The organism is Acinetobacter sp. FDAARGOS_515 (assembly GCF_003938865.1).
Taxonomy (GTDB): Bacteria; Pseudomonadota; Gammaproteobacteria; order Pseudomonadales; family Moraxellaceae; genus Acinetobacter; species Acinetobacter ursingii.
The window spans coordinates 2,092,853-2,111,274 of record NZ_RKIX01000003.1 but is presented as its reverse complement, the minus strand read 5'-3'; the positions used below and the strand labels follow the sequence as shown (position 1 = coordinate 2,111,274).

Below are 18,422 nucleotides of genomic sequence, written 5' to 3'. Positions count from 1 at the left end.
CCGTGACTCCAAGCTCACGGCATTTTTATTTTGAACATGCATGAATGGTCATTTTTCAACTTATCAGCAAAAAATAACATCGCCTTACTTTTTTATTGAATCCATCTCTGCCAAGATAAAAACACTATAAAACAATGCTAGAGAGGTAATGCCGATGATTTCAACAAACCTCCCCCTCACCGATATTCATCGACATCTGGATGGCAATATTCGTGCACAAACCATTTTAGATTTGGGACAGCAATATCATATTGCCCTGCCCGCTCAAACGCTCGAAGAGTTACGTCCACACGTACAAGTCATGGATAATCAACCCGATTTACTCAGTTTTTTGGCAAAACTGGACTGGGGTGTCAAGGTTTTGGCAAGTCTGGAAGCATGCCAACGGATCGCCTATGAAAATATTGAGGATGCCAAGCAACAAGGTCTGGACTATGTCGAATTACGTTTTTCTCCGGGTTATATGGGCATGACTCATCATCTGCCTTTAGCAGGTGTGGTTGAGGCGGTGATTGACGGCGTACAACAGGGTTGCCGTGATTTAGGGATTCAGGCAAATTTGATTGGTATTATGAGTCGCACTTTTGGACAAGCCGCTTGTCAGGCTGAACTCGATGCCTTACTCACCCATAAAACCCATATCACAGCTTTGGATTTGGCAGGTGATGAACTGGGATTTCCTGGAACACTTTTTCTGGATCAATTTAAACAGGCTCGGAATGCAGGCTGGCATATTACCGTTCATGCAGGCGAAGCCGTAGGGCCAGAAAGTATCTGGCAAGCCATACGGGAACTTGGAGCAGAGCGTATCGGGCATGGCGTCAAAGCTATTCATGATCCAAAGCTGATGGATTATCTAGCTGAACATCAGATCGGGATTGAATCGTGTATCACATCAAATGTACAAACCAGCACGGTCAGTTCAATTGAAAAGCATCCCATCAAGGACTTTTTACAACATGGAATTTTGGCGACGATCAATACCGATGACCCTGCGGTAGAAGGCATTGAAATTCAGCATGAATATCGAGTTGCAGCACCACAAGCGGGTTTAAGCGAAGATCAGATCCGAACTGCACAGGAAAATGGTCTCAAAGTGGCTTTTTTATCTGAACAGGAAAAGCAATTATTAAAAAATCAGGCTTTGGCTCGTCAACATGAAGTCGCATGATTTTTAAAACGTACAAACCTTATCTTATAAATGGCTATGAAATGTAGCCATTTATTGAGATATATTCGTTGTCACTGAATTTTTCTGTTGCAAGTTAGCAATATGTGTACGATTGGTTTTCCATGAAGGCTCCAATATTTCTTTTTCGATCCGATATTTAATGCGTTTTTGCTTCATAGTTGGAATCACCTCCTGATTAAATTTTTTCACATGTGTGATCCAATCTTTACCCCGACAAACATGTTCAGGCATGACGGTTTTAAACTCGCTACGTGATGTAAATACAATGACTGAATGTAGATATTCAGGAGCAACCACATCTTCAAGAATTTGCTCCAATACTTTTAAATGCTTGAAGTTCTGATGAATTGGGTTTTGAAAACGATAACTTTTTTTATAGATTTTTTGCGTCCATTGTTTTTGATTAATACTGCCAAAAATCCAGCCTGTATAATTTTTAGTTTCTATAATAAAAACGCCATATGGACTAATCAAAATATGATCAATTTGTGTTGTTCCATTTTGCTGATCGGGAATCGTGCAGTTATTCAGCATGATATATTCTTCGCCTAAATGACGTTTCGCATGATCAATCACCATACTCTCACCCATTTTTCCTTTAAATGCAGGCGAAGATAGATAAGCAAGAATCCCCATGATAACAATGAAAAAAACGATATATAAAAACATCTCATTATCCTTATTTTATAGAGGTGACAGTTTAGCCAATTTAAATACGATGCTTGAATTCCAAACGCAGTAAAATTTCTTTTTTATCTAAACCGCCTGCAAACCCTACCAATGCTCCTCCCGCTCCAATTACACGATGACAAGGTGCGACAATTGAAATCGGATTCTTACCATTGGCGGCCCCTACAGCGCGAACCGCTTTTTCATTACCAAGTTGCTGAGCAATTTGTTTATAACTGCGAGTTTCCCCATAAGGAATCGTCAGTAAGGCACTCCAGACTTGTTTCTGAAAATCTGTTCCTTCAAAATCAAGTGGAATATCAAATACCTTGCGCTGACCTGAGAAATACTCGATTAATTGCTGTTGGGTATTCAATAAAATCGGATGGGATACGTCTTCAATCAACTCAGCCAGACGCACTCTTTTTGGATTTTCATTGTCCCAAAGAATAGCCACCAAAGCCTGCTCATTCGCCACTAATTTGAGCTGTCCAACAGGCGAAGCCATATAACAATAAGATAACTGCATACCAAATAACCTTAAGTAGGTGATGACAGTTTCATGAGCACGAGACCTGAGACGATTAAAATCGCAGCCATCATGCGCATTGCTCCCATAGGTTCATGCAAAATCAAAATACCCACGATAAAAGAACCAATGGCACCAATTCCTGTCCAGACTGTATAAGCCGTACCAAGCGGCAAGCTCCGCATTGAAATTGATAATAATATGACACTCAACACCATAAATAAGATGGTAATGACACTTGGCAGCAAACGGGTAAAACCGTCTGACATTTTCATCGAATATGCCCAGATGACTTCAAAAAGTCCCGCCAAAATTAAGATTGCCCAAGCCATTTTTGCTCCATAATCAGGCGTCAGGTCGTCCTGACATTGTTTCCCTCATCTGGGGGAGGTCGTTCCTCCGAAACGATGATTATAGTCAATTTAATCGGGATGACCAATTTTGATTTTGAAACGTTTATTGTTCACGCCAAATGATTTTATCCACTCGCATCAATTCACACGCTCCCGCACCCGTATCCTCACGTGATAAGGAACTTCGCCAACGCCAGCCATCGCTTGACTGAATTTCGATTAAAGCGCCTTTGAGGAAAACTAAATCATCTTTTTTTAGCTGCTGCAATTGTTTGGCAATCTCTGGCGTTGCAGGAACCAGATGCATATTGGCACTGTGTGTCGAAATATCATTCAATGAAATTGGAGGAATTGAATCAATACGCCAATGGTACCAACGATTGCCTTGTGAAATATCAATCTGTTTATAAATACTGGGATTTGCCATTTCGCCCCATCCCACCGCAATATCCATCGGTGAAAATTGAGCTTCTCTCCCAGCGTGATAGTCCTCACGTGACAAAACCCTGAATGTTCCTTCATAAGCCTGTAATTGTTGAATATGAATGTTGTGATCTGAACTAAAGGTCTGAATATCGGGCGCTGGTTTTATCCATGTTGTCCAAGCACCCCACGCGACCGCGATGATCAATAAAAAGTACATCCATTTACGCATTTGTGTACTCAATATTTTGATGGTTTCAGTGCAAGTTTATTTAAAATCAGAATATTAAACACTCTTAAAAAAATTAAAAATATCACCAACATGGCCATCATCAAATCAATACTTATGTTCTGTGTGAGTTGAAGTAGCACACCAGCCATCACCAACGTGATTGCAATTGTTACATCTATATTGCGCACTAAATGACTCCAGTGCAAAGGTCGATGTTTAATATAGTCTTTAGCAATCAAATAACGCGATAAAATAGTCGCTGTCAGGATCACCAATCCTTGCAACAGCACAAATCCCGCCAATGCAACCTGTGCATTAAAATAATCATATACAATGCCGATCATTAAAGCAGTGGCTGCGACCAGTTCAAACCACGCCAATGCCTGAATTAATCTATTTCGAAGCAAAGGCTCAATCACGATGGCATTATTGGCAACCAAATAAATCACGGCATCCATCAGGATCAACAAACTCATCGCCAAGAGACTAAACGAGGTCGCCAGAATCGCCATACACAAAGTGACCAGACACAAAATAATATAAATTGAAGATAGCCACGACAGGATTTGCGTGGTTTTGATCACGGGTTTTAAGGTGGTGGTGACAGGCACAAAATTAGATAGGGTTTGTTGATAATCCGCCTGTTTCACTTGGTTCTTTAATAAACTGGTCAATACCTCTACTTCACCATCATGGAAAATGGCCATATGTTGAGTTTGATGATCCATCTCAATATATTTGACCTGATGGCATTGCACCAAAGCCTTGCGCAATTCGCGTTCATGCGCCATATCCAGTTGGGGAATATAGTAATAACTCACCCATTCCGACTGAATATTCTCTTGTTCTGAAAAATCATATTCATCATCTGCAAGTAAATTGCCGTCTGTGTGTAACTCCCGTTGCGATTGAAAAAAAGCATTTGAAAGTAAAAAGCGTTGGTACTGTTGTTTTAGGCTCATTGACGCACCAGATTAGATGCAAAAAGAATGTCATCAGGTTAATTGTGATGACATTCTATACAGCTTTATTTTGACGAATCAATTAAAACTTGAAAGTAATCCCTGCACCATACAGCCAGCCCGATTCTGAACTGGTTGCAACTTGACGACTGGTTTCACGATCCCCTTTTTCATAACGATAGGCGACATCCATAAACGGCATTACTTTTTTGCTGATCTCATAACGGGTTTGAACGCCTGTTTGCAAAGAGCTTAAGCCTGTCTTTTTTGCATTATCAGATTCATCCCGAATTAAAACATCCGCTTTAAGATAAGGCTGAGTAATGAGCTTTTGCGTCAGCAAAATGTCGCGCTCAGTTTCCAGACTTAAGCTGACATGTTGATCTTTACCGACATAAACATAGGCATCGGTTTCAAAGAAATATGGGGCTAAACCATGTAGACCAAATGCTGCATCCACCGCTTCCTGACGATGTGTATCAAAGGCTTCACTGCGATAACGCAAGCCGACTTGAGCATCCCAAAAATCAGCAATGTTTCGGCTATATAATGCCGAAATCGCATAATCAGCTTTCTCAGATTCTGACTTTTCACTGTGAGCTTTGATGAAAAGTTTATTTTGATCTGTGCCAATCCAAGTTTCCAGTTCAGTATTAAACTCGCCCTGCCCGTGTTTATCCAATCGCCATTGATTATCCAGTTTCGTTGCCTGATAAATCTGTCCACCATGTTCACGGCGATGATCATGATCTGAATGATCATCAACGCTCACATTTGAGCTGACTTCTCTGTTTGTCTGTGCCCTATTTTTTTCTGGCATTGGCATTTCAGCATGATCTTGACCCTCCGACATCGACATATTGGACATCATCATGTCATGCCCTTCATGAGCAAAAGCCCATGAGCTCATCATAAAGCCTGTTGAAAACATCAACACCGTCATCATTTTAGTGGTGCGCATGTTGGCCTCCTTGAACAGGTTGTTCAGTATTTTCAGATGAAATATGAGGCAGTGTATCTTGATCGACTTTTGCCACAATCAGTTTATTCATCATGCCCGCCGACATGTGGTACAACAAATGACAATGAATTGCCCATTCACCTAATTCATCTGCGGTTAAAAGTGCTGTCACTGTTTTACCGGGCGGCACAATGAGAGTGTGTTTATTTGGAAGATTTTGTATAGATTGACCATTTTCCAATTGTACAAACATGCCATGCAAGTGCATTGGATGTGCCATCATGCTGTCATTAATAAATTTCAGTCGAATTCGCTCTCCATATTTGACCTGTAAAGGTTCAGCCTCATTATATTTTTTGCCATTCATAGTCCAGATATAACGTTCCATATTTCCGCCCAAACCAATCACTAATTCTTTGGTCGGCTGACGCGTATCTGGTTGCGAGGTGAGTGATTGTAAATCCTGATATTGCAATACCTTTGCACCTTCTGGAGTCGAAGCATTGGCCCAACCTTGTACGGTTTGTTTTGACTCGGATAGGGTTGGCGGATAGGATGTCTCATGCTGCGTCATTTGCTGATGTGACATTTCTTGAGTCATCTGTTTATGTGACATCGCATCATGATTCATGTGTTCTGACATATCTGGTATCGATGATGCTTTGATTGATGAAGGTTTAGCTCTATGTGACATCTTCTGCGACATTGGCATAGCAGCGTGATTTGTATGTTCTGAACTATCAGACATGTTGCCATGTCCCATGTCTTGCATTGTGAGCAATGCACGTGGTCGTGCGTCTGGAATGGTGATCTGCTGTGGTGCAGGCATCGCCACATTTTGCAGACTTGCCAATGCAAACCCACTCCGATCAATCGATTCAGCCTGTATTTGATAATGCGCGGCTTTCGGCTCAACAATCACATCATAAGTTTCTGCTGTCCCAATTCGAAATTCATCCACTAAAACAGGCTTGACAGCTTGCCCATCAGCACTGACCACGGTCATTTTCAAGTTGGGAATACGCACATCAAAAAATGACATCGCAGATGCATTGATAAAACGTAATCGAACTTTTTCACCCGAAGTAAATTCGCCAGTCCAGTTCTGTTCTGGCGTTTTACCATTGACCAAGAAAGTATAGCCTGTGACATCTGACAGATCGGTTTTCAGCATCCGCATCTGATTCCACATTTTACGATCTTGCCACGTGGCTTTCAGCCCTTGTTGTTTGACCTGTTGCAATACATCGCCTAATGTTTCACGCTGATTTTGATAATATTCGGCTGACTTTTTCAGATTTTTCATCAATGTTTCACTCGATGAATCATGAAAATCTGACAGCATCACCACATAATCCCGTTTAGTTTGTTCCTGCGCTGTCAGTGGCTTGTTATCTTTAGGATAGACAATAAAAGCGCCATATAAGCCATCCTGCTCTTGTCCCTTACTATGCGCGTGATACCAATACGTTCCGTTTTGACGGATTTTAAAACGATATTCAAATGAACCGTCAGGTTTGATGCCTTGAAAGCCATTAAATCCAGGTACGCCATCCATAATGCCGGGCAACAATAAACCATGCCAATGAATCGAAGAATCCTGATTTTTCAGGCTATTATGAACATGAATAACCGCTTCATCACCCTCTTCAAATTCAAGTTTGGGAGCAGGAAACTGACCATTAACGGTAATTCGCTGAACAGGTGTTCCCGTGATATTGACGGTTTTTTCAGCAATATCCAAATGGTATTCTTTGACCGCCGCTAGACTAAACGGCGAAATAGCCAAACACAGTCCTGTAAAAAGGACATTTCTTAATAAAATAGACATGACTAACCTCAAAATTTAAAACTGAATATTTAGTTTGAATTTGAGATTAGGCTTTGGGTGGTCTGAGAATTTCTTGCCAAAAACCAGAAAAATGCTGACCTCTATAATCCGTATGAGAATCTGAGATGGCAGCAAAGACAGTTTGTTGCGGCAATGCTGGCATCACATGTTCAACATACGTATTTAGATTTTGACAATGTAACTGATGACAATCCTGACAGGACTGTGCGGCGTTAGAAGCATGTAAGGAAGTTGGTTGATTACAATGCAACATACTTGTATTGGCATGTTTAAAATCATGCGACGCATGCGCTGCTTTTGTAGCTTGCATGCCCATGTGATGACACGACGATTGATCAGAAACATGCGACATCGATTGAGCAGTCTGTTGCATCATAGAGGCATGCATATTTTTGACTGAAGCAACAGCCACACCACTCCAGCTCATGATAAAAACCATAAGCAACACAAACCACGTCTGTCTGCGCTGAGCTAGATGCAAACTGGAAATCCTCACAAATACATTGATCAGTCGATATATAAACACAGCATAACCAAGTTTATGACTTGATACAAATCTGAATCATTTTATCCCCATCCATCAAGGATAAAACTGTTTTTCAATTCTGGAACGTTGATGAGCATCAGTAGATAAAAATAGGCCGATTTTGACAATTTTTATCTACATTTTATGAGAATTTATTTTGATCACTTTCTATTTTTTAACCAATATCCGTGACATGGCTCACAGATTAAAAATAAAGCAAAATAAATGACTTAAATCGCATAAAAATAAATCAGATCGAATGAGTTTTATACAGATTTTATGGATTTTTTAAACGATTGATATCGTTTTGATTATTCTATCAGCAGCTTATCCACCGCCTTATCAACATAGTTATCCAGAGAGTTATAAACAAAGTTATCCACATGAGCAGCAAATAAAGCATCGCTTTATTTCTGGCGTAAAACGAATAGTTTTGCGCTATGAGTAAAGACAATAGTCAACGCTTTACTGAGAATGCAATACAGCGGGCTTTGTTGTATATCTAAGAAAAAAGAGAAATAAAATACTACGCACCATATGAATGCTTATGCGGTGCGTATAATGATGATATCGAAAAATAGGATTAAGCGTTTTGTGCACCGACTTTTGCCAATTCAGCACGCATTTCATCAATGACCGTTTTATAATCTGGTTTTCCAAAAATCGCTGATCCTGCCACAAACATGTCTGCACCCGCTTCCGCAATTTCACGAATATTAGCAGGCCCAACCCCACCATCGACTTCTAAACGAATATCGCGACCACTGGCATTAATCAGTTGACGTGCCTGACGGAGTTTTTCTAAAGTCATCGGAATAAATTTTTGACCGCCAAATCCAGGGTTAACACTCATCAATAAGATCTGATCGACTTTATCCAATACATAATCTAAATAGTGTAAAGGTGTTGCAGGATTAAAGACCAAGCCCGCTTTAGCCCCTCCAGCCTTAATTAACTGTAAGGAACGATCGATATGATCCGAAGCTTCAGGATGAAACGTAATAATATCCGCGCCTGCTTCAATAAAATCGCCAATCATACGATCGACTGGCGAAACCATCAGATGCACATCAATGGGCGCCTTGATCCCATAATTTTTTAAAGCTTTACACACTCCTGCACCAAAAGTTAAATTGGGTACATAATGGTTATCCATCACATCGAAATGCACCACATCCGCACCTGCCTCCAATACTTTTTCAACATCTTCACCTAAACGTGCAAAATCAGCAGAGAGAATAGAGGGTGCAATTAAATAAGGCTTGGACATGCGGGACCTGGCAAATAGCAAACAAAACCTGATTATAACAAAAACTGACTTTGCTGTGGATCAAACTCAAAACTCAGCACTGCGATCATTTGCAAAAAAATAACACTCTGTTTTATTTTCTCTATCGATTTCAGCGTTAAATTTGTTAGGGTAATTCCTATTTTCTCAACCATCTTTTATAGGTAAGCCTTTATGCAAAGCTCGACCTCGATTAGTACCCCAGAAGCACGACGAATTGCAAAACGTCTGCTCAATCATTGGAAACATAAATTTGAAGTCGCGGAGTCAGAGCAGGATTATAAAATTTTTATGCCGACTGCAACTGTGACTTTGACACCGCTTGAACACCATTTAGATGTGCTGATCAGCAGTGAAAATGCAGAAGATATTCGTTTGGAAGGTGTAGTCCTCGATCATTTAAACCGTATGGCACAACAAGAATTTCAGGCAGATTGGACACGGCAATAGGAGAAAAGCTGTTCTCCTATTGCTCAGGTCACTTAAATGAACACTTATGATTGAGACTGATGTTTCATTTCAAAGGCTTTAACAGCTTTAATTCGATCAGGCGTTGCTGGATGGGTTGAAAGAAATTTAAATGGTGAATTCTGATCCTGACTTTCATCTTCAGCACCCAGTCTTTGTAGAAAGTTGGCAAAATGAATAACCTGAATTTGATGACGATGCATGGTTTGCAAAGCGTATTGATCTGCTTCAGCTTCAAAATTTCTTGAATAATTTGCTCCTGCCAAAGCCAACGGCATGGTGGTGAACAGATCGGAACTGTCCCCAGTAATCGCAACATATAACACGCTTAGTCCCAAACTAGACAAAGCCTGTTGCAAACTATGGCGTTTGATTAAATGTCCTTGCTCATGCGCCAAAACACCTATAATTTCCTGATCATTCTTTGCCAGTTGCACTAGCTCATCGGTCAAGATAATGGTGTGATTGGGTAATGCCAAGGCATTCGCTCCAATTTGACCGCCTCCACGAAAAACCAGTTGAGCAGGTTGCCCTTCTGCGACGTAGGCCAAATATTCTTTTTGAATCTGTTGTTGACGTGACTTTGGCAACTGACTCGGCGTTGTCCAATCGACTACATATCGTTCAGCCTCATTGCCAAGCTGAGTTAAACTCTGCTCTGGTAACTGATACGCCACAATATGTGCAGCTTGTGGAATCCCCCATTTTACAATCCCAAATGCAAAGGCCACCATAAAAAGCACACTACACAAAATCAGCGTAGGTGAACGTTCAAGTTTCCAAATGGAATGATGCAGTTTTTTATTTCCCAGTTCAAACCAATCTGGTAACTCGTCACTAAACTCTATGCGCGCATCATCAGGCAGTTCAATCACGGGTTTCAGTTCACCCAAAGCACCAATCAGGATCATGTCCTGATACTGATATTGGCGAATGGATTCACCATCCTCCTCATAACGAACTTGTACGCTGTTATGGTCGAATGGAGAAATCTGAGCTTGGCGTGGTTTGGATACCACACCATCATAAAAAATAACAGAAGTAGATAAAGACATCATAAGCACTTATCGATGTTATAAAGAAATATCGATATCAAAAATATCGCTAATTTCTTCTGCAACGGCACTAATATCATGTTGTGCCAAATTTATCATTTCATCAGGGTCGTCATTTAAGGTTAAAGTAAGTGACTCAATCTGATATTTATAAATTCGCACCGCAGCCCAAGCCGACATTAACCCCAAAGTCAGCGCTTTGACAATCCAGTTGGTTGCAACAATCCAAGTATAACGCCACTGATTACAGTCAGTTGCAAACACACTTTGACCGATGGACACATTATTCCATGTCGTAATAAATATTCTGGCAACCACTAATGGCCCAATAAACAATAAACCAAAGATATATACAGCAATTGCCATATAAATTCCCGCAGAATTACCTGAACGAATTAACCCGAAAGCCAGCCCACCTGCAACTGCTAAAATCACCAAAAAGATTAATACTGGGAAATAAACGGCTTTCATATATTCAGACCATTTGGCATGTAATTGAAAGTTGAGCTGTCCAGCATACAAGTGATTGATACAATAACGTTTATATAAATAAATCAAATATGGAGTAAAAATACCCAGCGTAAAAATATAAATTAAAATAGATTTTAAAAACAGCACATACGCCTCTTTGGAACTTCCTGCAAAGTAAAATCGGCTATTGGCATATTTACTATTTCTAGCTGTAAAGCGCAAAGTAGCACGAATTAACCACGGTACCGCCAGATATAAAATCGCTATACCAATCAACGTAGCCGTCATTGAATACTGGGAAATGACTGAAATAGCCACATAAATTCCAATCGCAATCAAACGTCCAAATAAGATTTTTGTGGGAATACCCGTAAAATCAAACTTACGATGAAAAAATTCGGTATTGCCATAAAAATAGCGAAGACGGCGTACTTTTGCCCAAGGTGCATAAATACTTAAAGTAATAATGGTTAATACAATATTTACGATCCAGATACCAAAATATTCCATCGCCTGACCATGAAACTGAAAGCGATACTGTTTACCTGAATATTCTAATCCTGTTTTTTCAGGAGGTACTGGTGCAGAAGGATAATCTAATTCATCATGATTTAAAGGAAATGATTCTGAGTTTTGCATTGTTTGCCTAGTATTTTATTTTTGATCATTTGAACAAATTTTACAGAGTAAAATGAATAAAGCCCCGATATGTTACTCATATTACAGGGCAATTTCTAGTCAGACGAGGCTATTAAATGAAAATAGTTCTTATTTGTAAATTCAACTTTTCAATTGAACCGCATGAAACTGCAAATGGTCATCCATGAAGCTCTGAATAAAATAATAGCCATGATCATAGCCCGCATGCTGCCTTAAACTCAGTTTTTGTCCCACCTTATGACAGGCTTGCTCGAATAAATCGGGATTTAACTGACTATAAAACTGATCATCTAAACCCTGATCAATCAAGATTTCAGCAAATAATGCCCCTTTTTGTTCTACTAATGCAGTGGCATCATGTTGTTTCCAGACACCACGATCATCACCCAAATAATTTGAAAAAGCTTTCTCGCCCCACGGGCATTGACTTGGCGCACAGATCGGTGCAAAAGCAGAAACTGATTTAAACTTTTCAGGATATTTGAGTGCAAGTGTTAAGGCACCATGTCCACCCATACTGTGGCCAAAAATTCCGATTTGATCTTGAATCACAGGAAATTCCGCTTGCACTAAAGGATAAAGTTCTTCAAGCAAGTAATGTTCCATTTGATAATGTTCTGCCCACGGCGCTTGAGTCGCATTAATATAAAACCCTGCACCCAACCCCAAATCCCAATGATCCCCTTGAGCCACATCTTCACCACGTGGCGACGTATCTGGCGTGATTAAAATCAGATCAAGTTGAGCAGCCAATCGTTGTGCATGCGCCTTAATCGCAAAGGTTTCCTCAGTACAAGTCAGACCTGCAAGATAAAACAATGCCGAACATTGTTCGCCTTTCAATGCCGCTGGTGGCAAAAATACCCCAAATTTACTTGTACCTTTTAATGCGTTGGATGGGCATTGATAAATACGTTGTTCACCATCAAAGCAGCGATTTTTTTGCAACATATGCATATTTTTTATCCTCGTGTTTGGCAGCAGTCGTAGTTTGAGGGAGATTTTGTTGAGGGAATAAATGTTGTTCAAGTTGTGGCAACATCAATTCCATATTTTTACCCATGACCCATTGTGGTTCTGAAGGTTCAAAGCCTTGTGCAGACTCCCACTTGGCAACCGTATCCTGAGCTTGCTTAAATGCATCTTTCATCGTATGTTGATCACGCATCGCCTGATCAAACAGGGCACGACCAAAATAAGTATAATCCGCTTCATTGGTACAGCCGAACGACTGACGATCTGCCGCAGAAGCTGTGATAATCAGCGTATCAGGTGACTGAAGTGCAGGAATAAAACTTCCAGAAAAGCACGACGAAATCACAATCACTCGCCAGCGAATCCCTGATTTATCAAGAGTTTCGCGTAACCATTTTGGATCAACCTGATGCAAATCTAACGGCGCATTTTCCATTTCAAATTCGTTAGGCGCACCATGCGAAGTCATGTATAAAAACAAAACGTCGCTTTCTTTATTCATTTGCTGACCCATACGACGTAATGCAGCCCCAATACTTGTTTGAGAAGCTATAGGCACCTCTGTGCGGGTATCTGGGTTATTGATTAACATCATCGAACGGCCAAACGTGCCAAAACGTGTGTCGAATTGTTCCTTGATCCGCATAATTTCCGACTTGAATACATCTTGATAGCTAGCACCCGCAACACCGAGAAAATACCAGTGACTTTGCGCAAACTCACCATATTGGATCTGTTCAAGCGACTGATTGAGTAAGCGACTTTGGGCATAAAAAGCATCTTCAGTAAACGTCGGCGCAACGTCTTCAACTTTCCAGATCGGCTGACTACGAACCGAACCTTGCCAAACCACCAGTGTGACTAGCGTGGCAATCATAATCAAAGCACGTTCCCACCACGGCCATTTTAGCTCACGTGCAAACACCCAAACCACAGCCAAACTTTGCCAGACAAACAACACCATAAAGAGTGTCGGTAAATAATCATAAGTAATGTAAGGGAGGTAATCGAGCTGTCCCAGAAACTGAATAAAACTTTGCAGTAAGGCGATATTGGTATCCAGCACTAACCATAAAATGGCAGGCACCAACATCAAGCGGGCATTATTGGTTCGCTGTGAAAGAAAAATCCCGACAATAAGAGCTAAAAACGGCCAAAGCGCATAACTCACTAAACCTTGAGAATTAAATTGACCATCCTGCCCTGCGACCAACCAGCTAAATAATGTATTAGCCGCGCCGCCGAGTACTCCCCAGACCAACAATTGAAAAATCGAGGGATGGACAATTTGTAAACAACGGCGTGACCCTAAAAATAACCACATCCCAGCAATTTGGTTGCTTTTGAAATCATGCCAAAAATTGATGGAGGGTTTCAGGTCAATCATAGAAAATTATTCAGGAGTGATAATGCATAATCAGTTTATGCTTGCGTGGAATTATATCAATAATGCTTTTATCTATATAACAAATATTTGGATATTATTGAAGCAATGATCACAATTCATCACAGAGCAAGCTGAAAATACGCATCAAAACGGCAAGCATCCCCCAACCACTGATGATCGGGCGTTTGTTGATTAAGAAAAATAGCATGTCGCGGACGTTTCACAATGACCCGTTTCGCTACTTGTTGTGCCAAAGGCAGTAACGCATCGCCTAAATCCATTTCACCCTGCTCTGGCAAAAGTAAATGCAGAAGTTGCATTTGTTTTTTAACCTGTGCCTGTTTTTTAATGGCCTGTTGGTGTTGATCACGCTGTGGAAACATAGGGTCAAGATAGATCACATCTACCTGTTGATGCTGCTGAATACATGATTGCAAATAATCCGCAGAATCCGTGAAAACCAAATGTATCCGATCAACAATCTGTTTTAAAAATGGATCATTCTGTGCTTGAAAATGGCTATCTTCAAGCAACGTAAATAAAATTGGATGTCGTTCGAGCAATGTCACCTTTGCACCCAAATGCGCCATCAGTAAGCTATCGTGACCTAAACCTGCTGTCGCATCGATCAATTGTGGCGCTTCGCTAAGTTGACAGGCACGTGCAATCATTTCTGACTTAATACTGGCGCGTTTTAAACGGGAAACTTCTGCTTTCCAATCGGGTTGCATTTTCATGCCATTAGCACATAGCCAAAGACCATGCTCATCTACACAAAGTGCCAAATCAGGATGCTGTCTAAAAAAACGCGCATTGAGCTGTTCCACTTCACACACATCAATCTCTACCCCTCGCTGAGACAAGACTTGCTGATAGTGATGCGCAGCATTTAAATAAGAGGCGGTAGAAAATAATTGCATGATGATTAACTAAAACTCCTGATTACCACAATTTCCAGCCCGTAAAAGCAAAAAGTAAAATAATGAGCCCAGAAAAAATTCGATACCATGCAAAAATCATAAAGTCGCGTTTTGCCACATAAGCCACCAAAGCACGAATCAATAATAGCGCGGAGATAAATGAAACCAGCAGTCCTACAGCTAAAACGATCCAGTCCTGTTTTCCTTGAAATACATCATGACTTTGATATAAATCAAGCAGTCCTGCACCAATAATGACAGGAATTCCAAGAAAGAAAGAGAATTCGGTGGCGGCTTTACGCGATACACCTAAAAACATCGCACCAATAATCGTCGCACCAGAACGTGAAGTCCCCGGAATCAAAGACAATACTTGAATTAAACCAATCCAGATGGCTTGCTTAAAGGTGATATTTTCAACTTCAACCGCGTTGACTTTGGGTGGATTTTTTTCGATCCACATAATGATCAAACCACCTACGATCAATCCCACGGCAACGGCAATATCATTAAATAATAAATCTTTGACGGTTTGCCCAAAGGTGAGACCCAGCAAGATAATCGGTATAGAAGCGATGATCAGACTAATCGCCAAATGACGCCCTTTGGCTTCACCTGTCACCATACCAATAGCTGCACCCCAAAGGCGTGACCAATACTCATAAATCACCGCGGCAATTGCGCCCATCTGGATCGCAACCACAAAAACTGCACTTTTCTCAGGTGTCCAAAAATTTAATAATTCAGAGGCTAAAATTAGGTGTCCAGTGCTCGAAATTGGAAGAAATTCTGTAATTCCTTCCACAATTCCCATAATCGCCGCTTTTAAAAGCAGTAAAAAATCCATCATTTTTTCTCGTTCGGCTTACCTTGTTCTGCAATTTTTTTCCAAGCATTGTCCCTTAAATAGACGGGTAATGCCTGCTCAGCACTAACCCAGTGCTTTTGTTTGGCATAATATCGGGCGAGTATTGCAATATCTCGGGCAGACGGGCTGATCATACTGTGTTGTTCTGAAATTGGAGAGGAAATAAGTTTAGCTCCCGATCCTACACAGCTAAACTTGGCGAAAGACGTTGCCACGTCGTAACTGAACAGTTGTTCTTCGCCTTGTAGTTGCATGATGCCATCTGTATCACAGTTAAAATTTGCCAGATACACTTCCTGCATCCGCGCATCCAAAACCGCAGTCACCTGACTGAGTTGCAATTCACGATAAGCCGCTTGTGCCAAAGCTTGCAGAGTAGAAACAGGAATCACAGGCAAATCATTGGCCCACGCCAGCGCTTGCGTCACTGCCGCATTAATACGGACACCACTAAAGGAACCTGGCCCTCGACTAAATGCAATTGCAGTTAGATCGCTATAACTGAGTTGTGTCTGTTGCAGTGCCTGCTCAATCATCGGCAAGATGGTACGTGTTTGCGCCTTCGCTTGCGTATCCAGTTGAAAGAAAAGCTCATTTGATTCATCAATCAAACAAACTGAACAATGATCATTTGCCGTTTCCAATGCCAGCACGTTCATGCAACTTCACGCCATTATCTTTTAAAAAACGTGGGCTATCATACTCTACAACACTAATTTAGGCGAGAATTTGAGTTTTGCTGATACAAAAAACTGTGCTCTAGCAATACAACGAAAAGCACGCACTAAAATGAAAACGGCTTAAGTTGCATAAATCTTTTATAGTGTTCTGCATAATGTAAAGCACTCAGACGTAATTTTGCAGCACCAGTTTCGTCCAGTGTTTTAACAATTTTACCTGGAGAACCCATGACCACTGAGTTATCTGGAATCACCTTACCTTCTGGAATTAATGCATTCGCACCAATAATACAATTTTTACCAATGACCGCATGATTTAACACCACAGCATTGATCCCAATCAGACTATTTTCACCAATCGTGCAACCATGCAACATGGCTTGATGTCCAACCGTGACATAATCCCCAATATGAAGCTCAATTCCTGCATCGGTATGTAATACAGCATTTTCCTGAATATTGGTAAAATGCCCTAGACGGATTGGACTATTATCTGCACGAATCACGGCGCCAAACCAGACACTGACCTGTTGCCCTAATTTCACCTGACCAATCACTGTGGCATTGTCTGCAATCCATCCGTCCCACGGTTCAATCAATGCTTTTGGTGAATGTCCTTCAAAGCTGTACATCATAATGGTAACATCCTGTTTAGTTGGTGGTGGAATTAAAATTTGCGGGGCTGAAAATGTGGCGAATTTAAAAGAAAAGGCCAGTCTTTCTGATAATTCAACCCGTAATGAAACAATGAAATTAACATTCTTGCAGTTAATCCCCAAATGACCTCATTTTCTACTTGTAGACTCGGAAAATATAGTGATTGATGTGCATATTTCACCTCATATGGTGTTGCAGGCGCGCTGAGGAGTTGATTTAACGATGCAAAAAAAATGCGATCAATTTCGGTCGGTTGAGCAATCAAATCAACGTTAGGAGGAATGAGTCCTACAATGGGTTTAACTAGCATCCCACTACGCGCACGTTGCATCGGTAAATCACCAATCAACTCAACATCGAAAGGATTGAGAGCCGTTTCTTCTTGAGCTTCTCTTAATGCGACTACGATATTACTGGTATCACCAGCATCACGTTTCCCACCTGGAAATGAAACTTCACCCGCATGATTGGATAATTGGGTGGAACGGCGCGTCAACAAAACTTTAGGATGGTGTTCATTGGTAATCGCAATTAACACTGCAGCCTGTGCAGGCGAAGTACGTTTTGAGAACCGTAAGCGTTGCTGCAAAAGATGCGTGAGTTCCTGCTCTACCATGCTTCTCTCTCTGTTTTCTTATCTTTTCATCATAGCTGAAAAATGAGTGGCTTCGTATAGAAATGATGCGAAAGTCCAAAATTTCAGTTATGCTGAGGCATCCTTATCCTTGATGATCATTATGAGTTTTTGCACCGTTTGTGGACATGAAACTGAAGATAAAATTCCGTTAGGCGACCATCAGCTTCGTCGTGTATGTACACATTGTGGGAATATTCATTATGAAAACCCAAAACTGATTTGTGGCGCTTTGGCTATTTGGGAAAATAAAGTCTTGTTATGTCGTCGTGCCATTGAACCTCGTTATGGGTTATGGACACTGCCAGCGGGATACATGGAGTTATTTGAAACCATGGAACAAGGTGCGGCACGTGAAACACGCGAAGAAGCTGAGGCTGAGATCGACATTGAACATTTATATTGCATGTACAACATTCCCCGCATTGGCCAAATCTATGTTCTATTTAAAGCGAACTTAAAAGAAGGTTATTTTGGTGCTGGCGAAGAAAGTATTGAATGTCGCTTATTTGAAGAACATGAGATTCCGTGGGGGGAACTGGCTTTTCCAAGTGTAGAACGCACATTAAGACATTATTTTGAAGACCGAAAAATACAAAAATTTCCAGTTCATTTGGAAACATTAGGTACACGCTTAGATCATACAGGTTAACTTTAAAA

Annotated in this window: 21 protein-coding genes; 3 read left to right on the top strand and 18 right to left on the bottom strand. The window is 40.9% G+C overall.

Annotation, left to right across the window (positions count from 1 at the left end; translation table 11 throughout):
* Nucleotides 1-154 precede the first annotated feature (154 nt).
* The gene (gene add, locus EGS47_RS11810) at nucleotides 155-1,171 is read left to right on the top strand and encodes an adenosine deaminase (protein WP_005005287.1); all 1,017 of its coding nucleotides are present in this window, start codon (nucleotides 155-157) and stop codon (nucleotides 1,169-1,171) included.
* Nucleotides 1,172-1,222: 51 nt separating this feature from the next.
* Here the strand turns inward: add and EGS47_RS11805 are convergent, their stop codons facing one another.
* From EGS47_RS11805 to rpe, 9 genes are all read right to left on the bottom strand, one after another.
* Nucleotides 1,223-1,861: a nuclease-related domain-containing protein gene (locus tag EGS47_RS11805; protein ID WP_005005289.1), complete on the bottom strand. Its 639-nt coding sequence runs from the start codon at nucleotides 1,859-1,861 to the stop codon at nucleotides 1,223-1,225.
* A 40-nt stretch (nucleotides 1,862-1,901) separates the two neighbouring features.
* On the bottom strand, nucleotides 1,902-2,390 hold the full coding sequence (locus EGS47_RS11800; RefSeq protein ID WP_005005290.1) for a methylated-DNA--[protein]-cysteine S-methyltransferase: 489 nt from the start codon (nucleotides 2,388-2,390) through the stop codon (nucleotides 1,902-1,904).
* An 11-nt stretch (nucleotides 2,391-2,401) separates the two neighbouring features.
* Nucleotides 2,402-2,722, bottom strand: a complete 321-nt coding sequence (locus EGS47_RS11795) for a DMT family transporter (protein ID WP_005005292.1) — start codon at nucleotides 2,720-2,722, stop codon at nucleotides 2,402-2,404.
* Between the two features lie 124 nt (nucleotides 2,723-2,846).
* Nucleotides 2,847-3,398 (bottom strand): hypothetical protein, encoded by a 552-nt coding sequence (locus EGS47_RS11790; protein ID WP_005005294.1) that lies wholly within the window; start codon nucleotides 3,396-3,398, stop codon nucleotides 2,847-2,849.
* A gap of 8 nt (nucleotides 3,399-3,406) precedes the next feature.
* Nucleotides 3,407-4,360, bottom strand: coding sequence for a hypothetical protein (locus EGS47_RS11785; protein ID WP_005005296.1), 954 nt, complete (start codon nucleotides 4,358-4,360; stop codon nucleotides 3,407-3,409).
* An 82-nt stretch (nucleotides 4,361-4,442) separates the two neighbouring features.
* The gene (locus EGS47_RS11780; protein ID WP_005005301.1) at nucleotides 4,443-5,321 is read right to left on the bottom strand and encodes a copper resistance protein B; all 879 of its coding nucleotides are present in this window, start codon (nucleotides 5,319-5,321) and stop codon (nucleotides 4,443-4,445) included.
* Nucleotides 5,308-7,152 carry a copper resistance system multicopper oxidase gene (locus EGS47_RS11775; protein WP_005005302.1) on the bottom strand — a complete coding sequence of 615 codons (1,845 nt, stop codon included), beginning with the start codon at nucleotides 7,150-7,152 and terminating at the stop codon, nucleotides 5,308-5,310. Before EGS47_RS11775 ends, EGS47_RS11780 begins: the two co-directional genes overlap by 14 nt.
* A 46-nt stretch (nucleotides 7,153-7,198) precedes the next feature.
* Nucleotides 7,199-7,600: a hypothetical protein gene (locus EGS47_RS11770; protein WP_228128612.1), complete on the bottom strand. Its 402-nt coding sequence runs from the start codon at nucleotides 7,598-7,600 to the stop codon at nucleotides 7,199-7,201.
* 682 nt (nucleotides 7,601-8,282) lie between these two features.
* Nucleotides 8,283-8,969, bottom strand: a complete 687-nt coding sequence (gene rpe, locus EGS47_RS11765) for a ribulose-phosphate 3-epimerase (protein ID WP_004987442.1) — start codon at nucleotides 8,967-8,969, stop codon at nucleotides 8,283-8,285.
* A gap of 192 nt (nucleotides 8,970-9,161) precedes the next feature.
* On the opposite strand from rpe, the gene EGS47_RS11760 reads away from it, so the two are divergent.
* Nucleotides 9,162-9,437 (top strand): DUF2218 domain-containing protein, encoded by a 276-nt coding sequence (locus EGS47_RS11760; RefSeq protein ID WP_005005311.1) that lies wholly within the window; start codon nucleotides 9,162-9,164, stop codon nucleotides 9,435-9,437.
* Between the two features lie 44 nt (nucleotides 9,438-9,481).
* Here EGS47_RS11760 and EGS47_RS11755 read toward each other — a convergent pair whose 3' ends face one another.
* The 9 genes from EGS47_RS11755 to EGS47_RS11715 all read right to left on the bottom strand — a co-directional run bounded on the left by EGS47_RS11755 (nucleotide 9,482) and on the right by EGS47_RS11715 (nucleotide 17,744).
* On the bottom strand, nucleotides 9,482-10,510 hold the full coding sequence (locus tag EGS47_RS11755) for a M48 family metallopeptidase (protein ID WP_171064980.1): 1,029 nt from the start codon (nucleotides 10,508-10,510) through the stop codon (nucleotides 9,482-9,484).
* Between the two features lie 18 nt (nucleotides 10,511-10,528).
* Nucleotides 10,529-11,620 (bottom strand): YjgN family protein, encoded by a 1,092-nt coding sequence (locus tag EGS47_RS11750; RefSeq protein ID WP_119686321.1) that lies wholly within the window; start codon nucleotides 11,618-11,620, stop codon nucleotides 10,529-10,531.
* 141 nt (nucleotides 11,621-11,761) lie between these two features.
* Nucleotides 11,762-12,598: an S-formylglutathione hydrolase gene (fghA, locus tag EGS47_RS11745; protein WP_119686322.1), complete on the bottom strand. Its 837-nt coding sequence runs from the start codon at nucleotides 12,596-12,598 to the stop codon at nucleotides 11,762-11,764.
* The gene (locus EGS47_RS11740; protein WP_005005325.1) at nucleotides 12,567-14,003 is read right to left on the bottom strand and encodes a C13 family peptidase; all 1,437 of its coding nucleotides are present in this window, start codon (nucleotides 14,001-14,003) and stop codon (nucleotides 12,567-12,569) included. Before EGS47_RS11740 ends, fghA begins: the two co-directional genes overlap by 32 nt.
* Before the next feature lie 119 nt (nucleotides 14,004-14,122).
* The gene (locus tag EGS47_RS11735; RefSeq protein WP_119686323.1) at nucleotides 14,123-14,923 is read right to left on the bottom strand and encodes a class I SAM-dependent methyltransferase; all 801 of its coding nucleotides are present in this window, start codon (nucleotides 14,921-14,923) and stop codon (nucleotides 14,123-14,125) included.
* A gap of 22 nt (nucleotides 14,924-14,945) precedes the next feature.
* Nucleotides 14,946-15,770 (bottom strand): undecaprenyl-diphosphate phosphatase, encoded by an 825-nt coding sequence (locus tag EGS47_RS11730; RefSeq protein WP_119686324.1) that lies wholly within the window; start codon nucleotides 15,768-15,770, stop codon nucleotides 14,946-14,948.
* The gene (gene tsaB, locus EGS47_RS11725) at nucleotides 15,770-16,450 is read right to left on the bottom strand and encodes a tRNA (adenosine(37)-N6)-threonylcarbamoyltransferase complex dimerization subunit type 1 TsaB (protein WP_119686325.1); all 681 of its coding nucleotides are present in this window, start codon (nucleotides 16,448-16,450) and stop codon (nucleotides 15,770-15,772) included. The genes EGS47_RS11730 and tsaB overlap by 1 nt, the downstream gene beginning before the upstream one ends.
* Before the next feature lie 125 nt (nucleotides 16,451-16,575).
* A complete protein-coding gene (locus EGS47_RS11720) occupies nucleotides 16,576-17,103 on the bottom strand; it encodes a gamma carbonic anhydrase family protein (protein ID WP_162897685.1) in 528 nt (175 codons plus the stop codon).
* Nucleotides 17,104-17,138: 35 nt separating this feature from the next.
* On the bottom strand, nucleotides 17,139-17,744 hold the full coding sequence (locus tag EGS47_RS11715) for a CoA pyrophosphatase (protein WP_004999107.1): 606 nt from the start codon (nucleotides 17,742-17,744) through the stop codon (nucleotides 17,139-17,141).
* A gap of 121 nt (nucleotides 17,745-17,865) precedes the next feature.
* On the opposite strand from EGS47_RS11715, the gene EGS47_RS11710 reads away from it, so the two are divergent.
* Complete coding sequence (locus EGS47_RS11710; protein WP_010588995.1) at nucleotides 17,866-18,414, top strand: NUDIX hydrolase; 549 nt, start codon at nucleotides 17,866-17,868, stop codon at nucleotides 18,412-18,414.
* Nucleotides 18,415-18,422: the final 8 nt, after the last annotated feature.

Coding starts and splice junctions, on each gene's coding strand:
- EGS47_RS11715 (WP_004999107.1), bottom strand. CDS start 17,744: ATGGTAGAGCAGGAACTCACGCATCTTTTGCAGCAACGCTTACGGTTC.
- fghA (WP_119686322.1), bottom strand. CDS start 12,598: ATGCATATGTTGCAAAAAAATCGCTGCTTTGATGGTGAACAACGTATT.
- EGS47_RS11800 (WP_005005290.1), bottom strand. CDS start 2,390: ATGCAGTTATCTTATTGTTATATGGCTTCGCCTGTTGGACAGCTCAAA.
- EGS47_RS11780 (WP_005005301.1), bottom strand. CDS start 5,321: ATGCGCACCACTAAAATGATGACGGTGTTGATGTTTTCAACAGGCTTT.
- EGS47_RS11775 (WP_005005302.1), bottom strand. CDS start 7,152: ATGTCTATTTTATTAAGAAATGTCCTTTTTACAGGACTGTGTTTGGCT.
- EGS47_RS11740 (WP_005005325.1), bottom strand. CDS start 14,003: ATGATTGACCTGAAACCCTCCATCAATTTTTGGCATGATTTCAAAAGC.
- EGS47_RS11770 (WP_228128612.1), bottom strand. CDS start 7,600: ATGAGCTGGAGTGGTGTGGCTGTTGCTTCAGTCAAAAATATGCATGCC.
- EGS47_RS11735 (WP_119686323.1), bottom strand. CDS start 14,923: ATGCAATTATTTTCTACCGCCTCTTATTTAAATGCTGCGCATCACTAT.
- EGS47_RS11750 (WP_119686321.1), bottom strand. CDS start 11,620: ATGCAAAACTCAGAATCATTTCCTTTAAATCATGATGAATTAGATTAT.
- EGS47_RS11795 (WP_005005292.1), bottom strand. CDS start 2,722: ATGGCTTGGGCAATCTTAATTTTGGCGGGACTTTTTGAAGTCATCTGG.
- EGS47_RS11720 (WP_162897685.1), bottom strand. CDS start 17,103: ATGTACAGCTTTGAAGGACATTCACCAAAAGCATTGATTGAACCGTGG.
- EGS47_RS11760 (WP_005005311.1), top strand. CDS start 9,162: ATGCAAAGCTCGACCTCGATTAGTACCCCAGAAGCACGACGAATTGCA.
- EGS47_RS11790 (WP_005005294.1), bottom strand. CDS start 3,398: ATGCGTAAATGGATGTACTTTTTATTGATCATCGCGGTCGCGTGGGGT.
- tsaB (WP_119686325.1), bottom strand. CDS start 16,450: ATGAACGTGCTGGCATTGGAAACGGCAAATGATCATTGTTCAGTTTGT.
- EGS47_RS11710 (WP_010588995.1), top strand. CDS start 17,866: ATGAGTTTTTGCACCGTTTGTGGACATGAAACTGAAGATAAAATTCCG.
- add (WP_005005287.1), top strand. CDS start 155: ATGATTTCAACAAACCTCCCCCTCACCGATATTCATCGACATCTGGAT.
- EGS47_RS11755 (WP_171064980.1), bottom strand. CDS start 10,510: ATGTCTTTATCTACTTCTGTTATTTTTTATGATGGTGTGGTATCCAAA.
- rpe (WP_004987442.1), bottom strand. CDS start 8,969: ATGTCCAAGCCTTATTTAATTGCACCCTCTATTCTCTCTGCTGATTTT.
- EGS47_RS11805 (WP_005005289.1), bottom strand. CDS start 1,861: ATGTTTTTATATATCGTTTTTTTCATTGTTATCATGGGGATTCTTGCT.
- EGS47_RS11730 (WP_119686324.1), bottom strand. CDS start 15,770: ATGGATTTTTTACTGCTTTTAAAAGCGGCGATTATGGGAATTGTGGAA.
- EGS47_RS11785 (WP_005005296.1), bottom strand. CDS start 4,360: ATGAGCCTAAAACAACAGTACCAACGCTTTTTACTTTCAAATGCTTTT.